This window comes from Pseudomonas sp. SWRI99 (assembly GCF_014270125.1).
Classification (GTDB): Bacteria; Pseudomonadota; Gammaproteobacteria; order Pseudomonadales; family Pseudomonadaceae; genus Aquipseudomonas; species Aquipseudomonas hamedanensis.
In genome coordinates this window covers 21,239-37,765 of record NZ_JABWQR010000035.1, presented here as the reverse complement: position 1 = coordinate 37,765, position 16,527 = coordinate 21,239, and the positions used below count along the sequence as shown (strand labels likewise).

Below are 16,527 nucleotides of genomic sequence, written 5' to 3'. Positions count from 1 at the left end.
ATGTGCTGACTGACACACTGCTATCGCGAGCAGGCTCACTCCTACAATGAACATCGGTGCGGTCTGGATTGCGTACATAAAAAAGCCCCGCCTGGCTTTCACCAGGCGGGGCTTTTTATTGAGCTTCAGTAATCAGACAAGCGGTTTAGGCTCGTGCTCTTTTTCCTGAGCCTCTTCGCGCTGTTCAACCGCGTCCTGAACGGAGCGTGGTGCTTCAGCGATTACCGCTTCAACCGATGCCCGCTCAGCGACCGGGGCAGGCGCTGCCTCGACCACGTCAGCCGCAGCGGCGGGTTCGGCGGCGACCGGAGCAGCAGCGGCAGCCAGTTCGGCCTCCTTCTGCAGACGCTCTTCTTCACGCTTGCGACGACGCACTTCACGCGGGTCGTTAGGCGCGCGGCCATTTGGCGTCAGGGCGCTGACCGGAGCCGGCGCTTCAACTACCGGAGCTGGCGCTTCGACAACGGCCGGCGCTTCGACAACCGGTGCCTCAACCACTGGCGCTGGTTCAGCCGCGGCGACTACTGGCTCGGAAACCATGGCTGGCGGTACTTCGGCTTCAGCGACCGGCGCTGGAGCTTCGGTGACAGCTGGCTCGGCAACCCAGTTGAACGCAGTCTGCTCTTCGCGAACTTCACGCACGGTCTCGGTCACTGTTTCAGCTACGGTTTCAACCGCTGGCTCAGTGATTGCCGTTGGCGCTTCAGCGACAGCTTCAGGTTCGGCAGCCGTCTCAACCTGAGGTTGAGCTTCGCGAGCAGGGGCCACTTCGATTTCCGGCGCGGCGGTCACTTGCACCGGAGTAGTCGCTTCGACAACCGGCGCTTCGACTGGAGCGCTTTCCAGTGTAGCGGCGGTAGCACGTTCAGCCTGCTCATGAGCCTGTGCTTCAGCCGGAGCGCTGATGGTGCTGCTGGCTACAGCGGCGGTGACTGCCAGGCCGGCGGCCAGATCGGCAGTGCTTGGGCTTTCAGCGTTTTCGCCGGACTCGGATTCTTCCGAACCTTCGATCACGTTGCCATTGGCATCGCGCTGACGTTCACGACGATTGCTGCGACGACGCTGACCACGGGAGCGACGACGTGGACGATCGCCTTCGGCGTTGTCCTGACCGTCTTCCGGCAGTTGCTCTTCGTTATTGGTGTTGACTTCTTCTTCAGCGACGGCAGCTGCGGCCTGCTCGGCACGCGGTTGACGCTCTTCACGCGGCGGACGCGGGGGGCGCTCTTCGCGTGGCTGACGGGCCGGACGCTCTTCAGCGGTCACGGCAGCAGCGGCTGCGGCTGCGGCTGGCACGGCGTCCAGTGGCTCGCGCAGTTCACGCACGCGTTCTTCACGCTCGCCACGTGGCTTGCGGTCTTCACGCGGGGCACGCGGTGCACGTTCTTCACGCGGAGCACGTGGTGCGCGCTCTTCACGGGCTACCGGTGCTTCGCTGCGAGCTTCACGAGGCTCGCGCACTTCGCGGGCTTCACGTGGCTGACGCTCTTCACGCGGCTCGCGTGGTGCGCGTTCTTCACGCGGGGCACGTTCTTCGCGTGGCTTGCGTTCTTCATCGCGGCGACCGTTACGGTTGCGGCTCTGCTGACGACCGTTGCGACGCTCTTCATTGCGGGCTGGACGCTCGGTGGCCGGTTTTTCTACGGCAACCGGTGCAGCAGGCTCTTCCTTGGTGGCGAACAGGCTGACCAGCGACTTCACCAGGCCTTTGAACAGGCTTGGTTCTGGCGCGGCGACCGGAGCCGGGGCTGGCGCAGCGGCGGCGACTTCGGTCGGCACCGGCGCGTTGGCGCGGGCCGGCGCTGTCTTGACCGCAGCTTCCTGGCGAACCAGGGTGCGGGTCGCGGCGGCTGGCTGGACTTCTTCGACTTCGGCAGCGGCCGCCGCGATTTCGTAGCTGGACTGGTTGGTCGCAGCTTCCGGGCTGTCGTCACGCAGGCGCTGAACTTCGAAGTGCGGCGTCTCGAGGTGATCGTTCGGCAGAATGACGATGCGCGCGCGGGTGCGCAGTTCGATCTTGGTGATCGAGTTGCGTTTTTCGTTGAGCAGGAAGGCTGCAACCGGGATCGGCACTTGCGCGCGGACTTCAGCGGTGCGGTCTTTCAGCGCTTCTTCTTCGATCAGGCGCAGGATCGCCAGCGACAGCGATTCAACGTCACGGATGATGCCGGTGCCGTTGCAACGCGGGCAGACGATGCCGCTGCTTTCGCCCAGCGATGGACGCAGGCGCTGACGGGACATTTCCAGCAGGCCGAAGCGCGAGATGCGGCCGATCTGCACGCGGGCGCGGTCGGCTTCCAGGCATTCGCGGACTTTCTCTTCCACGGCGCGCTGGTTCTTGGCCGGGGTCATGTCGATGAAGTCGATGACGATCAGGCCGCCGATGTCGCGCAGGCGCAACTGACGGGCGATTTCTTCGGCGGCTTCAAGGTTGGTCTGCAGGGCGGTTTCTTCGATGTCGCTGCCTTTGGTGGCGCGCGCCGAGTTGATGTCGATGGACACCAGGGCTTCGGTCGGATCGATGACGATGGAGCCGCCGGAAGGCAATTCGACGACGCGCTGGAAAGCGGTCTCGATCTGGCTTTCGATCTGGAAACGGTTGAACAGCGGCACGCTGTCTTCGTACAGCTTGATCTTGCTGGCGTACTGCGGCATCACCTGGCGGATGAAGGTCAGGGCTTCGTCCTGGGCTTCAACGCTGTCGATCAGCACTTCGCCGATGTCCTGGCGCAGGTAATCGCGGATGGCGCGGATGATCACGTTGCTTTCCTGGTAGATCAGGAATGGCGCGGAGCGATCCAGCGAGGCTTCTTTGATGGCGGTCCACAGTTGCAGCAGGTAATCGAGGTCCCACTGCATTTCTTCGCTGCTGCGGCCAAGGCCGGCAGTGCGCACGATCAGGCCCATGTCGGCTGGAGCGACCAGACCGTTCAGCGCTTCACGCAGTTCGTTGCGTTCTTCGCCTTCGATGCGACGGGAGATACCGCCGGCACGCGGGTTGTTCGGCATCAGCACGAGGTAACGACCGGCCAGGCTGATGAAAGTGGTCAGGGCGGCGCCCTTGTTGCCACGTTCTTCTTTCTCGACCTGAACGATGACTTCCTGGCCTTCGCTCAGGACGTCCTTGATATTGACGCGGCCTTCAGGGGCTTTCTTGAAGTATTCGCGGGAGATTTCTTTGAGGGGCAGGAAGCCGTGGCGCTCGGAGCCGAAATCGACAAAGGCAGCCTCAAGGCTTGGTTCGATGCGAGTGATACGGCCTTTATAGATGTTGGCCTTTTTCTGCTCGCGTGCACCGGATTCGATGTCCAGGTCGTAGAGGCGTTGGCCATCTACCAGTGCAACACGCAACTCTTCGGGTTGAGTTGCGTTAATCAGCATTCTTTTCATGTAGTACCGTCGGTTTCCGGGCTGCCGGAAACGGCGTTCGGCACACACGACTTCTCACGGTCGGTGTCAGGTGCGTCGGGAGTGGTTGGCCATTCCCGTGTCCAGCGATGTCAGGCCAATTGGGCCGATACCGCGACGTACGCGTCCTGCTTGCTGTGGCTACTTAAGCACTCAGTCAGGAGGAGGAATCAACCAGCGGCTGTGGACGAGATGAAGCGTCTTGATCAAACCTGTTGCTACACAGTCCGGCGGTTGTGCATCTCCACCCTACACGTATCCCTGATAATTCGGGTGCTGCCGCGCGCAGAATCCGCAGCGGGTTGGCATTTACCGTGAGCTCCGAAAGGGGAGGTCACGCATCATGGCTAATTCAGGCGATGTTTCCGAAGTCTTCGCTCGGGGTCATTTGCAGCTGACTGCACTTTGTGAACTGGCCGTGAATATTTGCCTGCCAGGCGAGTGAAAACTCTGCTCGGCGGTGTAATTCAGGCCTCATGTCACCTGCGCTCGTTACAACTGCAGACTCCACCGTTACGTAGCGAAAGCCCCGTAGGACGGCCTCGCGCCCTGGTGAATTGCGTTGGTCAGGGCCGGTCTTTGACCGTGGTTCCGCTGTCCAGGCCGCTTTTGGCGGCGTTCGCGACTATAGCAGCAATGATTAAGTGCTTCAATTCCATAAAAATTGTTATCATCCGCGGCATGACAACTACTGCCCCTTCGACTCCAGGCGTTCAACTGCTTGAAGTCTCGCCGGAGTATGCCGGCCAACGAATCGACAACTTTCTCCTCGCCCGGCTCAAAGGCGTGCCCAAGACCTTGATTTACCGCATTTTGCGCAAAGGCGAAGTGCGCGTGAACAAAGGTCGGATCAAGCCTGAATACAAGCTGCAGGCCGGCGATATCGTGCGCGTACCGCCGGTTCGCGTGCCTGAGCGCGACGAGCCGGTGCCGCTGGCCCAAGGGCTGTTACAGCGCCTGGAAGCCTCGATCGTCTTCGAAGATAAAGCCCTGATCGTGATCAATAAGCCCGCCGGCATTGCGGTTCACGGTGGCAGCGGCTTGAATTTCGGCGTGATCGAAGCCTTTCGTCAGTTGCGTCCCGATGCCAAGGAGCTGGAGCTGGTTCACCGTCTCGACCGGGACACCTCCGGCCTGCTGATGATTGCCAAGAAACGCAGCATGTTGCGTCACCTGCACGAGCAGTTGCGCGGCGATGGCGTCGACAAGCGCTATATGGCACTGGTCCGAGGCAACTGGGCCACCTCGATCAAGCAAGTCCGTGCGCCATTGCTCAAGAGCAATCTGCGCTCCGGCGAGCGCATGGTCGAAGTCAACGAAGAAGGCAAAGAAGCCCTGACCGTGTTCAAGGTGCTGCGCCGCTTCGGCGACTTCGCGACCATGGTCGAGGCCAAGCCTGTCACCGGGCGTACTCACCAGATTCGCGTGCACACCCTGCATGCCGGGCATTGCATTGCCGGCGACAGCAAATACGGCGATGACGATTTCACCAAAGAAATCCGTGATCTGGGTGGCAAGCGCCTGTTCCTGCACGCCTACATGCTGACCGTGCCGCTGCCCGACGGCGGCAAGCTGACCCTGCAAGCACCGGTCGATGAAATGTGGGCCAAGACCGTGGAGCGATTGAGTGCGCCCATCTGATTACAAACTGCTGATCTTCGATTGGGACGGCACGCTGGCTGATTCCATCCATCGGATCGTCGAAGCCATGCATTCGGCATCCGGGCGTTCCGGCTTCGAGCTGCGCGATGACTTCGCCGTCAAGGGCATCATCGGCCTCGGCCTGCCGGAAGCGATTCGCACCCTTTACCCCGAAATCAGCGACGCTGAAATGCTCGCGTTTCGCGAGTACTACGCCGATCACTACATCGCGGCAGAAGCCGTGCCTTCGCCGTTATTTGAAGGCGTCGTCGAGTCGATGGCGTCGTTTCGCGAACAGGGTTATCACCTGGCGGTCGCGACCGGCAAGAATCGTCGCGGGCTGGACCGCGTTCTAAAGGCCAACGGCTGGGAAGATTATTTCGATATCACCCGTGCTGCCGATGAAACTGCCAGCAAGCCACACCCTCTGATGCTTGAGCAGATCGTCAGCCACTGCGGCGTGCGCCCGGAGCAGGCATTGATGGTCGGAGATTCGTCCTTCGACCTGCTGATGGCGCGTAACGCGGGGATGGATTCGGTGGCGGTCAGTTATGGCGCGCAATCGATCGAATCCCTGCAGCAGTTCGAGCCGCGCCTGTCGATCGATCGTTTTTCTGAATTGCATGCCTGGCTGGGCCAGCGGGCTTAATAGATTTTTGTTGGGGTAGATGGCATGACCGACGAATGGAAAGCACCGGCCAAGGCAAGTGCCGACGACGGTGACGCAAAAAGCTGGAAGCTGCTGGAAAAGACGCTGCTTGCCGGTGTGCAGGAACAACGTCGCTCGCGGCGCTGGGGGATTTTCTTCAAGCTGCTGACGTTTGTTTATCTGTTTGTTGCGTTGATTCTGTTCACGCCGCTGATGGACATGGAAAAGAGTGCAGCGCGCGGCACGAATTACACCGCATTGATCGACATCAACGGCATGATCGCCGACAAGGAGCCGGCCAGTGCCGACAACATTGTCGGCAGTCTGCGGGCGGCGTTTGAGGACAAGAAGGTCAAGGGCGTGATTCTGCGCATCAACAGCCCGGGCGGCAGTCCGGTGCAGTCCGGTTATGTCTATGACGAGATCAAGCGCCTGCGGGGCCTGCACCCGGAGATCAAGCTGTACGCGGTGATTTCCGATCTCGGTGCGTCCGGTGCCTATTACATCGCCAGCGCGGCGGACCAGATCTACGCCGACAAGGCCAGTCTCGTCGGTTCGATTGGGGTAACGGCGGCCGGTTATGGTTTTGTCGGTACCATGGAAAAACTCGGCGTCGAGCGCCGCACCTACACCTCGGGCGAGCACAAGGCATTCCTCGATCCGTTCCAGCCGCAAAAGCCTGAGGAAACTGCATTCTGGCAGAGCGTGCTGGATACCACGCACAAGCAGTTCATCAATAGCGTGAAGCAGGGGCGCGGCGATCGCCTGAAGGATAAAGAGCATCCGGAGCTGTTCTCCGGGCTGGTCTGGTCCGGCGAGCAGGCCTTGCCGTTGGGGTTGATCGATGGTTTGGGCAATGCCAGTTCGGTGGCGCGTGACGTGATTGGTGAGAAGGAATTGGTGGACTTCACTGTTGAAGAGTCGCCGTTCGACCGCTTCTCGAAAAAGCTCGGTGCCAGCGTCGCTGAGCAGTTGGCGATGTGGATGGGCTTCCACGGGCCTTCGTTGCGTTAATCCGCCGGTAGATTAAAAGATCGCAGCCTGCGGCAGCTCCTACAGGATTAATGTTCAATCGCTTTTTTTGCGGTGACGCTGATTCTGTAGGAGCTGCCGGAAGGCTGCGATCTTTTGCTTTTAAGGAATCTGTACGCCTTCGGCCAACAACATGTCGATCAGGCGAATCAGCGGCAGGCCGATCAGGCTGGTGGCGTCCGGGCCTTCGGTCGATTGAAACAGGCTTACGCCGAGGCCTTCGGCCTTGAAACTGCCGGCGCAGTCGTACGGCTGCTCGAGGCGCAAGTAGCGCTCGATGCGTGCTTCATCCAGTGTGCGCATATGGACCGTGAACGGCACGCAGTCGACCTGGCAGCGCCCGGTCTGGCTGTTGAGCAGGGCGAGGCCGGTGAGGAAGGTCACGCTGGCGCCGCTGGCGGCCATGAGTTGCTCGCGGGCTTTGTCGAACGTATGAGGCTTGCCGATGATGCGGTCGCCGAGTACGGCCACCTGGTCCGAGCCGATGATCAGATGAGCAGGGTGGCTGTCAGCCAAGGCCCTGGCTTTTTCCTCGGCGAGGCGTTTGACCAGTTCGATCGCGGCTTCGCCTGGACGGTGACTTTCGTCGATATCCGGCGAGCTGCAGACGAACGGCAGGTGCAGGCGGGCGAGCAATTCCCGGCGATAGGTCGAGCTGGAAGCAAGTAATAAAGGCAGCATGGGTGTCTCCTGAGGCAGGAGCGGATTCTAACGGAGGCACGCAAGTGACGGACAGGGCACAATTTCCTTTGACATGGGTGGGTGCATCCCTATAATGCTGCGCCTATGTTGAATGACCCGATTCCACCTCACGTTGACCCGCGCAAATTGGCTGATCGTGGCACCACCCTTCAAGGTGAACTGCTGCTGGCCGATTTGAAGAGACTCTGCGACCCGCTTTCCGACGATGTCGGTACGGTGCAGGCCAAATTCGTTTTTGAACGAGATGAACGTAAATCTGTGGTCATCCACAGTTTTATCGACACCGAAGTCAAAATGGTTTGCCAGCGTTGTCTTGAGCTGGTCACCCTGCCGATCCACAGCGAATGCAGTTACGCGGTGGTGAAGGAGGGTGCGAATACCCAGTCGTTGCCGAAAGGTTATGACGTGCTGGAACTGGGCGAAGATCCATTGGATCTGCAGTCACTGATCGAGGAGGAGCTTCTGCTCGCCTTGCCCATTGTGCCTGCTCATCATCCGGAAGAATGCCAGCAGCCGGCGGGAGCAGATGAGCCCGAACCGAGCGAGGACGAGGTAACGCGGTCCAACCCGTTCAGTGTATTGGCGCAGTTAAAGCGTGACCCAAACGTTTAGGAGTTAATCAATTATGGCTGTTCAGCAGAACAAAAAATCCCGCTCTGCCCGTGACATGCGCCGTTCGCACGACGCTCTCGAGGCTAGCACCCTGTCTGTAGAAAAAACCACCGGTGAAGTTCACCTGCGTCACCACGTATCGCCAGAAGGCGTATACCGTGGCCGTAAAGTGATCGACAAGGGCGCTGACGAGTAATCACTTGTCTGCTCAAGTCATCGCGATTGACGCAATGGGCGGGGACTTCGGTCCCCGCAGCATTGTTCAGGCCAGTCTCGCTTGCCTGTCTGCTACGCCCTCGCTGCATCTGACCCTTGTCGGTCAACCCTCCCTTCTTGAAGAATTGATCACCGGCCATTCGGCTGCCGATCGCGCGCGCCTGACGATTGTTGCGGCCAGCGAAGTCATCACCATGGATGAAAAGCCTGCCCAGGCTCTGCGCGGCAAGCCGGACTCGTCGATGCGGGTCGCCCTCGAGCTGTTGCGTGACGGCAAGGTGCAGGCCTGTGTCAGTGCTGGCAATACTGGCGCGTTGATGGCGTTGTCGCGGTTTGTCCTGAAGACGCTGCCAGGTATTGATCGTCCGGCGATGGTTGCCGCGATTCCGACGCAGACCGGTTATTGCCAGTTGCTCGATCTCGGCGCCAACGTCGATTGCAGTGCCGAGCACCTGTTGCAGTTCGCCGTCATGGGTTCGGTGGCCGCGCAGACGCTGGGCATCGCCCGTCCGCGGGTGGCGCTGCTGAACATCGGTACCGAAGACATCAAGGGCAATCAGCAGGTCAAGCTGGCGGCAACGCTGCTGCAGGCGGCTCGTGGCATCAACTACATCGGTTTCATCGAAGGCGATGGTTTGTATCGCGGCGAGGCGGATGTCGTGGTGTGCGACGGTTTTGTCGGCAATATCCTGCTCAAGTCCAGCGAGGGGCTGGCGACGATGATCGCCGCGCGCATCGAAGCGCTGTTCAAGCGCAACCTCGCCTCCCGTGCCGTCGGCGCCCTGGCCTTGCCGCTGATGAAGCGCCTGCAGGCCGATCTGGCTCCGGCGCGACATAATGGCGCAAGCTTTCTCGGCTTGCAGGGCATCGTCGTGAAAAGTCACGGTTCGGCCGGCGTTCAGGGCTTTCAGAGCGCGATTTCCCGGGCGTTGATCGAGATTCAGGAGAACTTGCCCGAGCGCCTCCACGGTCGTCTGGAGGATTTGTTGTCTTAGGCGTTTTCGTCGGACAATGCTTAAATGTGACCGCCCGGTTCAAAGGGCCATCCAAACTGTCAGTTTCTTGCGTCCCACGCGGGGCGTCATTTTCGACGACAAGATCATTAGGGGCTTGTTACATGTCTGCTTCCCTCGCATTCGTCTTTCCAGGACAGGGTTCGCAGTCCCTCGGCATGCTGGCCGAGCTGGGCGCGCAACATCCGCTGATCCTCGAAACCTTTCAAGAAGCCTCTGCTGCGCTGGGCTACGACCTGTGGGCACTGACCCAGCAGGGCCCGGAAGAGCTGCTCAATCAAACCGACAAAACCCAACCGGCCATTCTGACCGCCTCGATCGCCCTGTGGCGTCTGTGGCTGGCTGAAGGTGGCGCGCGTCCGGCATTCGTTGCCGGTCACAGCCTGGGCGAATACAGCGCGCTGGTCGCAGCTGGCAGCCTGACGCTCGCTGATGCGGTCAAACTCGTCGAGCGCCGTGGCCAGTTGATGCAGGAAGCGGTTCCGGCCGGGCAGGGTGGCATGGCCGCCATTCTCGGTCTGGAAGATGCCGATGTCCTCGCGTCCTGCGCTGAAGCGGCGCAAGGCGAAGTGGTCAGCGCCGTCAACTTCAACTCGCCAGGCCAGGTCGTGATTGCCGGTGCCAAGGCTGCTGTCGAGCGCGCCATCGAAGGCTGCAAGGCTCGCGGTGCCAAGCGCGCCATGCCATTGCCAGTCAGCGTACCGTCGCACTGCGAGCTGATGCGCCCGGCCGCCGAACGTTTCGCCGAATCCATTGCCGCCATCGACTGGCAGGCGCCGCAAATCCCGGTGGTGCAGAACGTCAGCGCGCAAGTGCCGGCCGATCTGGACACCCTCAAGCGTGATCTGCTCGAACAGCTTTATAAGCCAGTGCGCTGGGTTGAGTCGGTACAGACTCTGGCGGCCAAGGGTGCGACCACTCTGGTCGAGTGCGGCCCGGGCAAGGTCCTCGCCGGCCTGAACAAACGTTGCGCCGAAGGCGTTGCGACTTCCAACCTCAATACCCCAGACGCCTTCGCTGCCGCTCGCGCAGCGCAGGCCTGAATCAGGAGAAACTTGCATGAGTCTGCAAGGTAAAGTTGCACTGGTCACCGGTGCAAGCCGCGGTATCGGCCAGGCCATCGCGCTGGAACTGGGTCGCCAGGGCGCCATCGTTATCGGCACCGCGACCTCCGCGTCGGGCGCCGAGCGCATTGCCGCCACCCTGAAGGAGAACGGTATCCAGGGCGCGGGTTTCGAACTCAACGTCACCAGCGACGAATCGGTCAGCGCCGTGCTGGCAGGCATTCAGGAGCAGTTCGGTGCGCCAGTGGCGATTCTGGTCAATAATGCCGGCATCACCCGCGATAACCTGATGATGCGCATGAAAGACGACGAATGGTACGACGTGATCGATACCAATCTGAACAGTCTGTATCGCCTGTCCAAGGGCGTTTTGCGTGGCATGACCAAGGCGCGTTGGGGTCGAATTATCAGTATTGGCTCAGTGGTGGGTGCCATGGGCAACGCAGGCCAAGTAAACTATGCAGCCGCCAAGGCCGGTCTGGAAGGTTTCAGCCGTGCGATGGCGCGTGAAGTCGGTTCGCGTTCGATTACGGTCAACTCGGTAACCCCAGGGTTCATCGACACCGATATGACCCGCGAGCTGCCTGAAGCACAGCGTGAAGCCTTGCAGACGCAGATTCCGCTGGGTCGTCTGGGGCAAGCTCAAGAGATCGCGTCCGTGGTCGCTTTTCTTGCATCCGACGGTGCGGCATATGTCACCGGGGCTACAATTCCGGTGAACGGTGGGATGTACATGTAAGTAAAATGTGACGGATTGCTTCAAAAAAATGTCATACGAGCTGTCTAAAATCCGTTATAAAGCTGCAATCTATTTATAGACAGAGGGTCGCAGGGTTTGAGGAGTGAAGCTTTCAGTTGAAAAGCTGAAAAGTCTTTCTATACACTTACCCACTGGCCAGCTGCCTGAATTTGTCCATTAGGAGTGATAAAAGGTATGAGCGACATCGAATCGCGCGTCAAGAAAATCGTTGCCGAGCAACTGGGTGTTAAAGAAGAAGAAGTGGTCAACACTGCTTCCTTCGTAGAAGACCTGGGTGCCGACTCCCTTGACACCGTTGAGCTGGTGATGGCTCTGGAAGAGGAATTCGAGACCGAAATCCCTGACGAAGAAGCTGAAAAGATCACTACCGTACAAGCTGCAATCGACTACGTTACTGCCCACCAGGCGTAATAGTTTGTAATCGTTGCTCGCTGTCATGGAAAAACCGCACTGCCATCATGGCGTGCGGTTTTTTCTTTAGGCCTGATGCAAAATCGTCATCTGAAAAAGGAGAGTGCTGTGTCGCGTAGACGCGTCGTAGTCACCGGTATGGGTATGTTGTCGCCACTGGGCACCACTGTGCTGAGCAGTTGGCAGGGCATTCTGGCTGGCCGCAGTGGCATTGGTCTGATCGAACACACCGACCTTTCTGCCTACTCCACCCGCTTCGGCGGTTCGGTAAAGGGCTTCAATGTCGAGGAATATCTGCCGGTCAAGGAAGCACGCAGGCTTGACCTGTTCATTCAGTACGGCCTCGCTGCAGGCGTTCAGGCAATGAACAACGCCGGGCTGCAAGTCACTGACGCCAACCGTGAGCGCATCGGCGTCGCCATGGGTTCGGGTATCGGCGGTCTGACCAATATCGAAGAGACCAGCCACGCACTGCATGAGTCGGGCCCACGCAAGATTTCGCCATTCTTCGTGCCTGGTTCGATCATCAATATGATTTCCGGTTGCCTGTCTATCCATCTGAAAGTGCAGGGACCCAACTACGCCATCGCCACGGCCTGTACCACCGGTACGCACTGCATTGGCATGGCGGCGCGCAACATCATGTACGACGAAGCCGATGTAATGATCGCCGGCGGTGCTGAAATGGCCGCATGCGGTCTGGGCATGGGCGGCTTTGGCGCGTCCCGTGCGCTGTCGACCCGCAATGGCGAGCCGACCCGCGCCAGCCGTCCCTGGGACAAGGACCGTGACGGTTTTGTCTTGTCCGACGGTGCCGGAGCGCTGGTGCTCGAAGAGCTGGAGCACGCCAAGGCGCGCGGTGCGACCATCTACGCCGAGCTGATCGGCTTCGGTACCAGCGGCGATGCGTACCATATGACCTCGCCGCCCTGCGACGGCGCCGGGGCTGCACGCTGCATCACCAATGCGCTGCGCGATGCGAAGATCAACGCCGATCAGGTGCAATACATCAACGCTCACGGTACTTCGACCCCGGCTGGCGACCTCGCCGAAGCCAACGCAATCAAGTCCGTGTTCGGTGATCACGCCTACAAACTGGCGGTCAGCTCCACCAAGTCCATGACCGGTCACCTTCTGGGTGCGGCGGGCGCGGTCGAGGCGATCTTCAGTGTGCTGGCAATCAACGGTCAGGTCGCGCCGCCGACCATCAACCTTGATGAGCCGGGCGAAGGCTGCGATCTCGATTTTGTGCCGCACACCGCGCGCAACATGGACATCGATGTCGTGTTGTCCAACTCCTTCGGGTTCGGCGGCACCAACGGCACCTTGGCCTTCCGTCGGTTTGCAGGCTGATGGACTGCTGGGTCGACGGTCAACCGGCTGACAGTCTGTCGCTGAAAGATCGCGGCCTGGCCTACGGCGACGGTCTGTTCGAGACCATCGCCGTGCACGGTGGCCAACCGATCCTGCTGGATCGGCACCTGGCGCGTTTAGCCGATGGCTGCACGCGTCTGGCTATCGCTGCGGACATCGAGCTGATCCGCGCCGAGTTGCTCAGCTATGCGGCAGCGATGGGCACGGGTGTGCTCAAGCTTATCCTCACGCGGGGTGACGGCTTGCGCGGCTATGCGCCCGATCCGGCGGCACCGGGCCGGCGTATTCTGCAAGGCAACCCTCCTGCGGCGTATCCCGCTGTTCATGGCGAAGCCGGCATTCGTCTGTTCCCATGCAATACGCGCCTGTCCAGGCAGCCTTTGCTCGCCGGGCTCAAACACCTGAATCGACTGGAGCAGGTTCTCGCCCGTGCCGAATGGCAGGATGACGAGCATGCCGAAGGCTTGATGCTCGATCAGGCGGGGCGAGTCATCGAAGGCGTGTTCAGCAATCTGTTCCTGGTGCGCGACGGTGTCTTGATCACGCCTGATTTGAAGCGTTGCGGGGTCGCCGGGGTGATGCGCAGCGAAATATTGTTTCAGGCCGAGTCGTTGGCAATCCCCAGCCAAATCGCCGATATCAGCCTGGAACAGCTGCAATGGGCCGATGAAGTGTTTGTCTGCAACAGCGTGTATGGCGTCTGGCCGGTACGCGCCTACGCTGCACTGAGCTGGCCGGTTGGGCCGCTCACCCGTAAACTGCAAACCATTGCCCGCGCGCTACTGGATGCTTGATTCGTGAGACGTAAACTATTGCTGCTGCTGGAAACCGGACTGGTTCTGGCGGGGCTGCTGTTGGGCGCCAGCGCCTGGAAGATTCATTCCGCACTGGAACAGCCCCTGAACATCACGCAGGAAGAACTGCTGGATGTGCCGAAAGGCTCTACACCGACCCGGACTTTTCTGGGGCTCGAAACCGATGGCGTCATCCGGGACGCGTTCTGGCTCCGGGTGTACTGGCGCTTCAATCTTGCCGGCACGCCGATTCACAGTGGCGAATACCGCATGCAGCCGGGCATGACCGTCAACGGTCTGATCGACTCGTGGAAGCGTGGCGATGTGGTGCAATACAGCCTGACCCTGGTCGAAGGCTGGAACTTTCAGCAAGTACGCGCCGCTTTGGCCAAGGATGAGAAACTCACTCAGACTTTGAACGGTCTGAGCGACAGTGAAGTGATGGCAAAGATCGGCCACAAGGGCTTGTTTCCTGAGGGCCGGTTCTTTCCTGACACCTATCGTTTCGTGCGCGGTATGTCGGATGCCGAGTTGCTGAAAAAAGCCTTCGATCGCCTCGACGAAGTGCTCGCCAGGGAATGGGAGCAACGTTCGGCCGATGTGCCTTATACCGAACCCTATCAAGCGCTGATCATGGCCTCGCTGGTCGAAAAGGAAACCGGTGTGCCTCAGGAGCGCGGTCAGATTGCTGGCGTGTTTGTGCGGCGCATGGCCTTGGGCATGCAGTTGCAGACCGATCCGACCGTCATCTACGGTCTGGGCGATCGCTACACCGGCAAACTGACCCGCGCGCACCTGAAAGAGCCGACGCCATACAACACTTACGTGATTCCCGGTTTGCCGCCGACACCGATTGCAATGGTCGGGCGTGAAGCGATTCACGCCGCGCTTAATCCGGTGGCGGGCACCAGTCTGTATTTCGTCGCCCGTGGCGATGGCAGCCATGTGTTTTCCGACGACCTCGACGCGCATAACAACGCGGTGCGTGAATACCAGCTGAAGCGCCGCGCCGACTACCGTTCAAGCCCCGCGCCAGCGACAACGCCGCAAACGGCTCCGGCAGTCGATGAGGCGATTCCTGCGGCCTCGCCGAACACCGCGCCCGAAGCGCTGCCGCCAGTGCCGCCGCAGTCACCTGCGCCGGTCGCGGAACCTGAAGCCGATGCCCCGCAAAACGCGCAATGACTTTGATTAAGGACTGCCTGTGACTGGCTTGTTTATTACCCTGGAAGGCCCGGAAGGCGCCGGCAAGAGCACCAATCGCGAATACCTCGCCGAGCGCCTGCGCGCCGCGGGTGTCGAAGTGGTGCTGACCCGCGAGCCCGGCGGCACGCCGCTGGCCGAGCGGATTCGCGAGGTGCTGCTGGCACCGGCCGATGAAGTGATGAACCCGGACGCTGAGCTGTTGTTGGTCTTCGCCGCACGTGCGCAGCATCTGGCAGAAGTGATTCGCCCGGCGCTGGCCCGTGGCGCCGTGGTTCTGTGTGATCGCTTTACCGACTCGACTTACGCTTATCAGGGTGGCGGTCGCGGTTTGTCGCTGGAGCGCATTGCCACGCTGGAAACCTTCGTACAGGGCGACTTGCGTCCCGATCTGACGCTGATTTTCGATCTGCCAGTGGAAATCGGCCTGGCCCGTGCCAGTGCGCGGGGGCGGCTGGATCGTTTCGAACTGGAAGGCCGGGCGTTTTTCGAGAGCGTGCGTAATGCGTTTCTCAAGCGTGCCGAAGCCGATCCTGCGCGCTATGTGCGCATTGATGCCGGTCAGCCGTTGACCAAGGTGCAACAATCGCTGGATACCTTGCTGCCGAACTTGCTGGAGCTGGCCCGTGGCTGAGGCCTACCCATGGCAGGCCAGCCTCTGGCAGCAACTGGCCGGACGCAGTCAGCATGCCCACGCCTATTTGCTGCACGGTCCGGCCGGGATCGGCAAGCGCGCGCTCGCCGAGCGGTTGATGGCCAGCCTGCTGTGTCAGCGCCCGACGCCCGAGGCGTGCGGTGAGTGCAAATCCTGCCTGTTGCTCAGGGCCGGCAGTCACCCGGACAACTACATTCTCGAACCGGAAGAAGCCGACAAGGCGATCAAGGTTGATCAGGTCCGTGATCTGGTCAGTTTCGTGGTGCAGACCGCACAACTGGGCGGGCGCAAGGTGGTGCTGATCGAGCCGGTGGAGTCGATGAATATCAACGCCGCCAACGCTTTGCTCAAAAGTCTTGAAGAACCTTCCGGCGATACCGTTCTGCTGCTGGTCAGCCATCAGACCAGTCGTCTGCTGCCGACCATCAAGAGCCGTTGCGTACAGCAGGCCTGTCCGCTACCGGGCGAAGCGATGAGCCTGCAATGGTTGGCTCAGGCGCTTCCTGATTGCTCCGAAGAAGAACGCGTCGAATTGCTGACACTCGCGGCCGGCTCGCCCCTGATGGCGGTCACCCTTCAGTCTCAGGGCGTGCGTGAACAGCGCGCGCAAGTGGTCGAGGGTGTCAAGAAGCTGCTCAAGCAGCAGCAATCGCCGACGCAACTGGCCGAAGAATGGAAAAACATTCCGATGCTGCGCCTGTTCGATTGGTTCTGCGACTGGTCGAGCCTGATCCTGCGCTATCAACTGACACAGGATGAAGCCGGCCTCGGCCTGAACGATATGCGCAAGGTCGTACAGTATCTGGCGCAGAAAAGTGCGCAGGGCAAAGTGCTCGATATTCAGGACTGGATTCTCGCCCAGCGCCAGAAAGTCCTGAGCAAGGCCAATCTCAATCCGGCGCTGCTGCTCGAAGCATTGTTGGTGCAATGGGCGGGATTGCCTGGTCAAAGATAGAAATGTGTACCTAGACTCTGAATGTCAGCAGTGGAGGT

At 60.3% G+C, this 16,527-nt stretch carries 16 protein-coding genes; 14 read left to right on the top strand and 2 right to left on the bottom strand.

What is annotated here, in order from left to right; all coding sequences use genetic code 11:
- Positions 1–132: 132 nt before the first annotated feature.
- Positions 133–3,390, bottom strand: coding sequence for a ribonuclease E (rne, locus tag HU743_RS23670; RefSeq protein WP_186651537.1), 3,258 nt, complete (start codon positions 3,388–3,390; stop codon positions 133–135).
- Positions 3,391–4,089: 699 nt separating this feature from the next.
- Between rne and rluC the strand changes: the two genes are divergently transcribed.
- The 3 genes from rluC to sppA are packed head-to-tail and all read left to right on the top strand — an operon-like array spanning position 4,090 to position 6,712.
- Positions 4,090–5,049 (top strand): 23S rRNA pseudouridine(955/2504/2580) synthase RluC, encoded by a 960-nt coding sequence (gene rluC, locus HU743_RS23665; RefSeq protein WP_126365426.1) that lies wholly within the window; start codon positions 4,090–4,092, stop codon positions 5,047–5,049.
- Complete coding sequence (locus tag HU743_RS23660) at positions 5,036–5,698, top strand: HAD-IA family hydrolase (RefSeq protein WP_016770993.1); 663 nt, start codon at positions 5,036–5,038, stop codon at positions 5,696–5,698. Before rluC ends, HU743_RS23660 begins: the two co-directional genes overlap by 14 nt.
- Before the next feature lie 24 nt (positions 5,699–5,722).
- The gene (gene sppA, locus HU743_RS23655; RefSeq protein WP_186620776.1) at positions 5,723–6,712 is read left to right on the top strand and encodes a signal peptide peptidase SppA; all 990 of its coding nucleotides are present in this window, start codon (positions 5,723–5,725) and stop codon (positions 6,710–6,712) included.
- 120 nt (positions 6,713–6,832) lie between these two features.
- Here sppA and HU743_RS23650 read toward each other — a convergent pair whose 3' ends face one another.
- Positions 6,833–7,411: a nucleoside triphosphate pyrophosphatase gene (locus HU743_RS23650; protein ID WP_186651535.1), complete on the bottom strand. Its 579-nt coding sequence runs from the start codon at positions 7,409–7,411 to the stop codon at positions 6,833–6,835.
- Positions 7,412–7,516: 105 nt separating this feature from the next.
- Here HU743_RS23650 and HU743_RS23645 point away from each other — a divergent pair, with 105 nt between their 5' ends.
- From HU743_RS23645 to HU743_RS23595, 11 genes are all read left to right on the top strand, one after another.
- The gene (locus HU743_RS23645) at positions 7,517–8,044 is read left to right on the top strand and encodes a YceD family protein (protein ID WP_003204262.1); all 528 of its coding nucleotides are present in this window, start codon (positions 7,517–7,519) and stop codon (positions 8,042–8,044) included.
- Positions 8,045–8,057: 13 nt separating this feature from the next.
- Positions 8,058–8,240 (top strand): 50S ribosomal protein L32, encoded by a 183-nt coding sequence (rpmF, locus tag HU743_RS23640; RefSeq protein WP_003179396.1) that lies wholly within the window; start codon positions 8,058–8,060, stop codon positions 8,238–8,240.
- Positions 8,241–8,244: 4 nt separating this feature from the next.
- Positions 8,245–9,255, top strand: a complete 1,011-nt coding sequence (plsX, locus tag HU743_RS23635) for a phosphate acyltransferase PlsX (protein WP_186620773.1) — start codon at positions 8,245–8,247, stop codon at positions 9,253–9,255.
- A 122-nt stretch (positions 9,256–9,377) separates the two neighbouring features.
- Positions 9,378–10,316, top strand: a complete 939-nt coding sequence (fabD, locus tag HU743_RS23630; RefSeq protein WP_186651533.1) for an ACP S-malonyltransferase — start codon at positions 9,378–9,380, stop codon at positions 10,314–10,316.
- Between the two features lie 16 nt (positions 10,317–10,332).
- Positions 10,333–11,076, top strand: coding sequence for a 3-oxoacyl-ACP reductase FabG (fabG, locus tag HU743_RS23625; protein ID WP_034155354.1), 744 nt, complete (start codon positions 10,333–10,335; stop codon positions 11,074–11,076).
- A 195-nt stretch (positions 11,077–11,271) separates the two neighbouring features.
- On the top strand, positions 11,272–11,508 hold the full coding sequence (gene acpP, locus HU743_RS23620; protein WP_186546969.1) for an acyl carrier protein: 237 nt from the start codon (positions 11,272–11,274) through the stop codon (positions 11,506–11,508).
- 108 nt (positions 11,509–11,616) lie between these two features.
- Entirely contained in the window at positions 11,617–12,861 is a 1,245-nt protein-coding gene (gene fabF / locus HU743_RS23615) for a beta-ketoacyl-ACP synthase II (protein ID WP_186620762.1), read from the top strand.
- Complete coding sequence (pabC, locus tag HU743_RS23610; protein ID WP_186651531.1) at positions 12,861–13,676, top strand: aminodeoxychorismate lyase; 816 nt, start codon at positions 12,861–12,863, stop codon at positions 13,674–13,676. The genes fabF and pabC overlap by 1 nt, the downstream gene beginning before the upstream one ends.
- Before the next feature lie 3 nt (positions 13,677–13,679).
- On the top strand, positions 13,680–14,861 hold the full coding sequence (gene mltG / locus HU743_RS23605) for an endolytic transglycosylase MltG (RefSeq protein ID WP_186546972.1): 1,182 nt from the start codon (positions 13,680–13,682) through the stop codon (positions 14,859–14,861).
- Between the two features lie 19 nt (positions 14,862–14,880).
- On the top strand, positions 14,881–15,513 hold the full coding sequence (tmk, locus tag HU743_RS23600) for a dTMP kinase (protein WP_186546973.1): 633 nt from the start codon (positions 14,881–14,883) through the stop codon (positions 15,511–15,513).
- The gene (locus HU743_RS23595) at positions 15,506–16,489 is read left to right on the top strand and encodes a DNA polymerase III subunit delta' (RefSeq protein WP_186651529.1); all 984 of its coding nucleotides are present in this window, start codon (positions 15,506–15,508) and stop codon (positions 16,487–16,489) included. The genes tmk and HU743_RS23595 overlap by 8 nt, the downstream gene beginning before the upstream one ends.
- Positions 16,490–16,527: the final 38 nt, after the last annotated feature.

Bases quoted from the DNA above. Each gene is read 5' to 3' on its own strand.
- rne (WP_186651537.1), bottom strand. From the start codon at position 3,390: ATGAAAAGAATGCTGATTAACGCAACTCAACCCGAAGAGTTGCGTGTT.
- rluC (WP_126365426.1), top strand. From the start codon at position 4,090: ATGACAACTACTGCCCCTTCGACTCCAGGCGTTCAACTGCTTGAAGTC.
- sppA (WP_186620776.1), top strand. From the start codon at position 5,723: ATGACCGACGAATGGAAAGCACCGGCCAAGGCAAGTGCCGACGACGGT.
- HU743_RS23650 (WP_186651535.1), bottom strand. From the start codon at position 7,411: ATGCTGCCTTTATTACTTGCTTCCAGCTCGACCTATCGCCGGGAATTG.
- HU743_RS23645 (WP_003204262.1), top strand. From the start codon at position 7,517: ATGTTGAATGACCCGATTCCACCTCACGTTGACCCGCGCAAATTGGCT.
- rpmF (WP_003179396.1), top strand. From the start codon at position 8,058: ATGGCTGTTCAGCAGAACAAAAAATCCCGCTCTGCCCGTGACATGCGC.
- fabD (WP_186651533.1), top strand. From the start codon at position 9,378: ATGTCTGCTTCCCTCGCATTCGTCTTTCCAGGACAGGGTTCGCAGTCC.
- fabG (WP_034155354.1), top strand. From the start codon at position 10,333: ATGAGTCTGCAAGGTAAAGTTGCACTGGTCACCGGTGCAAGCCGCGGT.
- acpP (WP_186546969.1), top strand. From the start codon at position 11,272: ATGAGCGACATCGAATCGCGCGTCAAGAAAATCGTTGCCGAGCAACTG.
- pabC (WP_186651531.1), top strand. From the start codon at position 12,861: ATGGACTGCTGGGTCGACGGTCAACCGGCTGACAGTCTGTCGCTGAAA.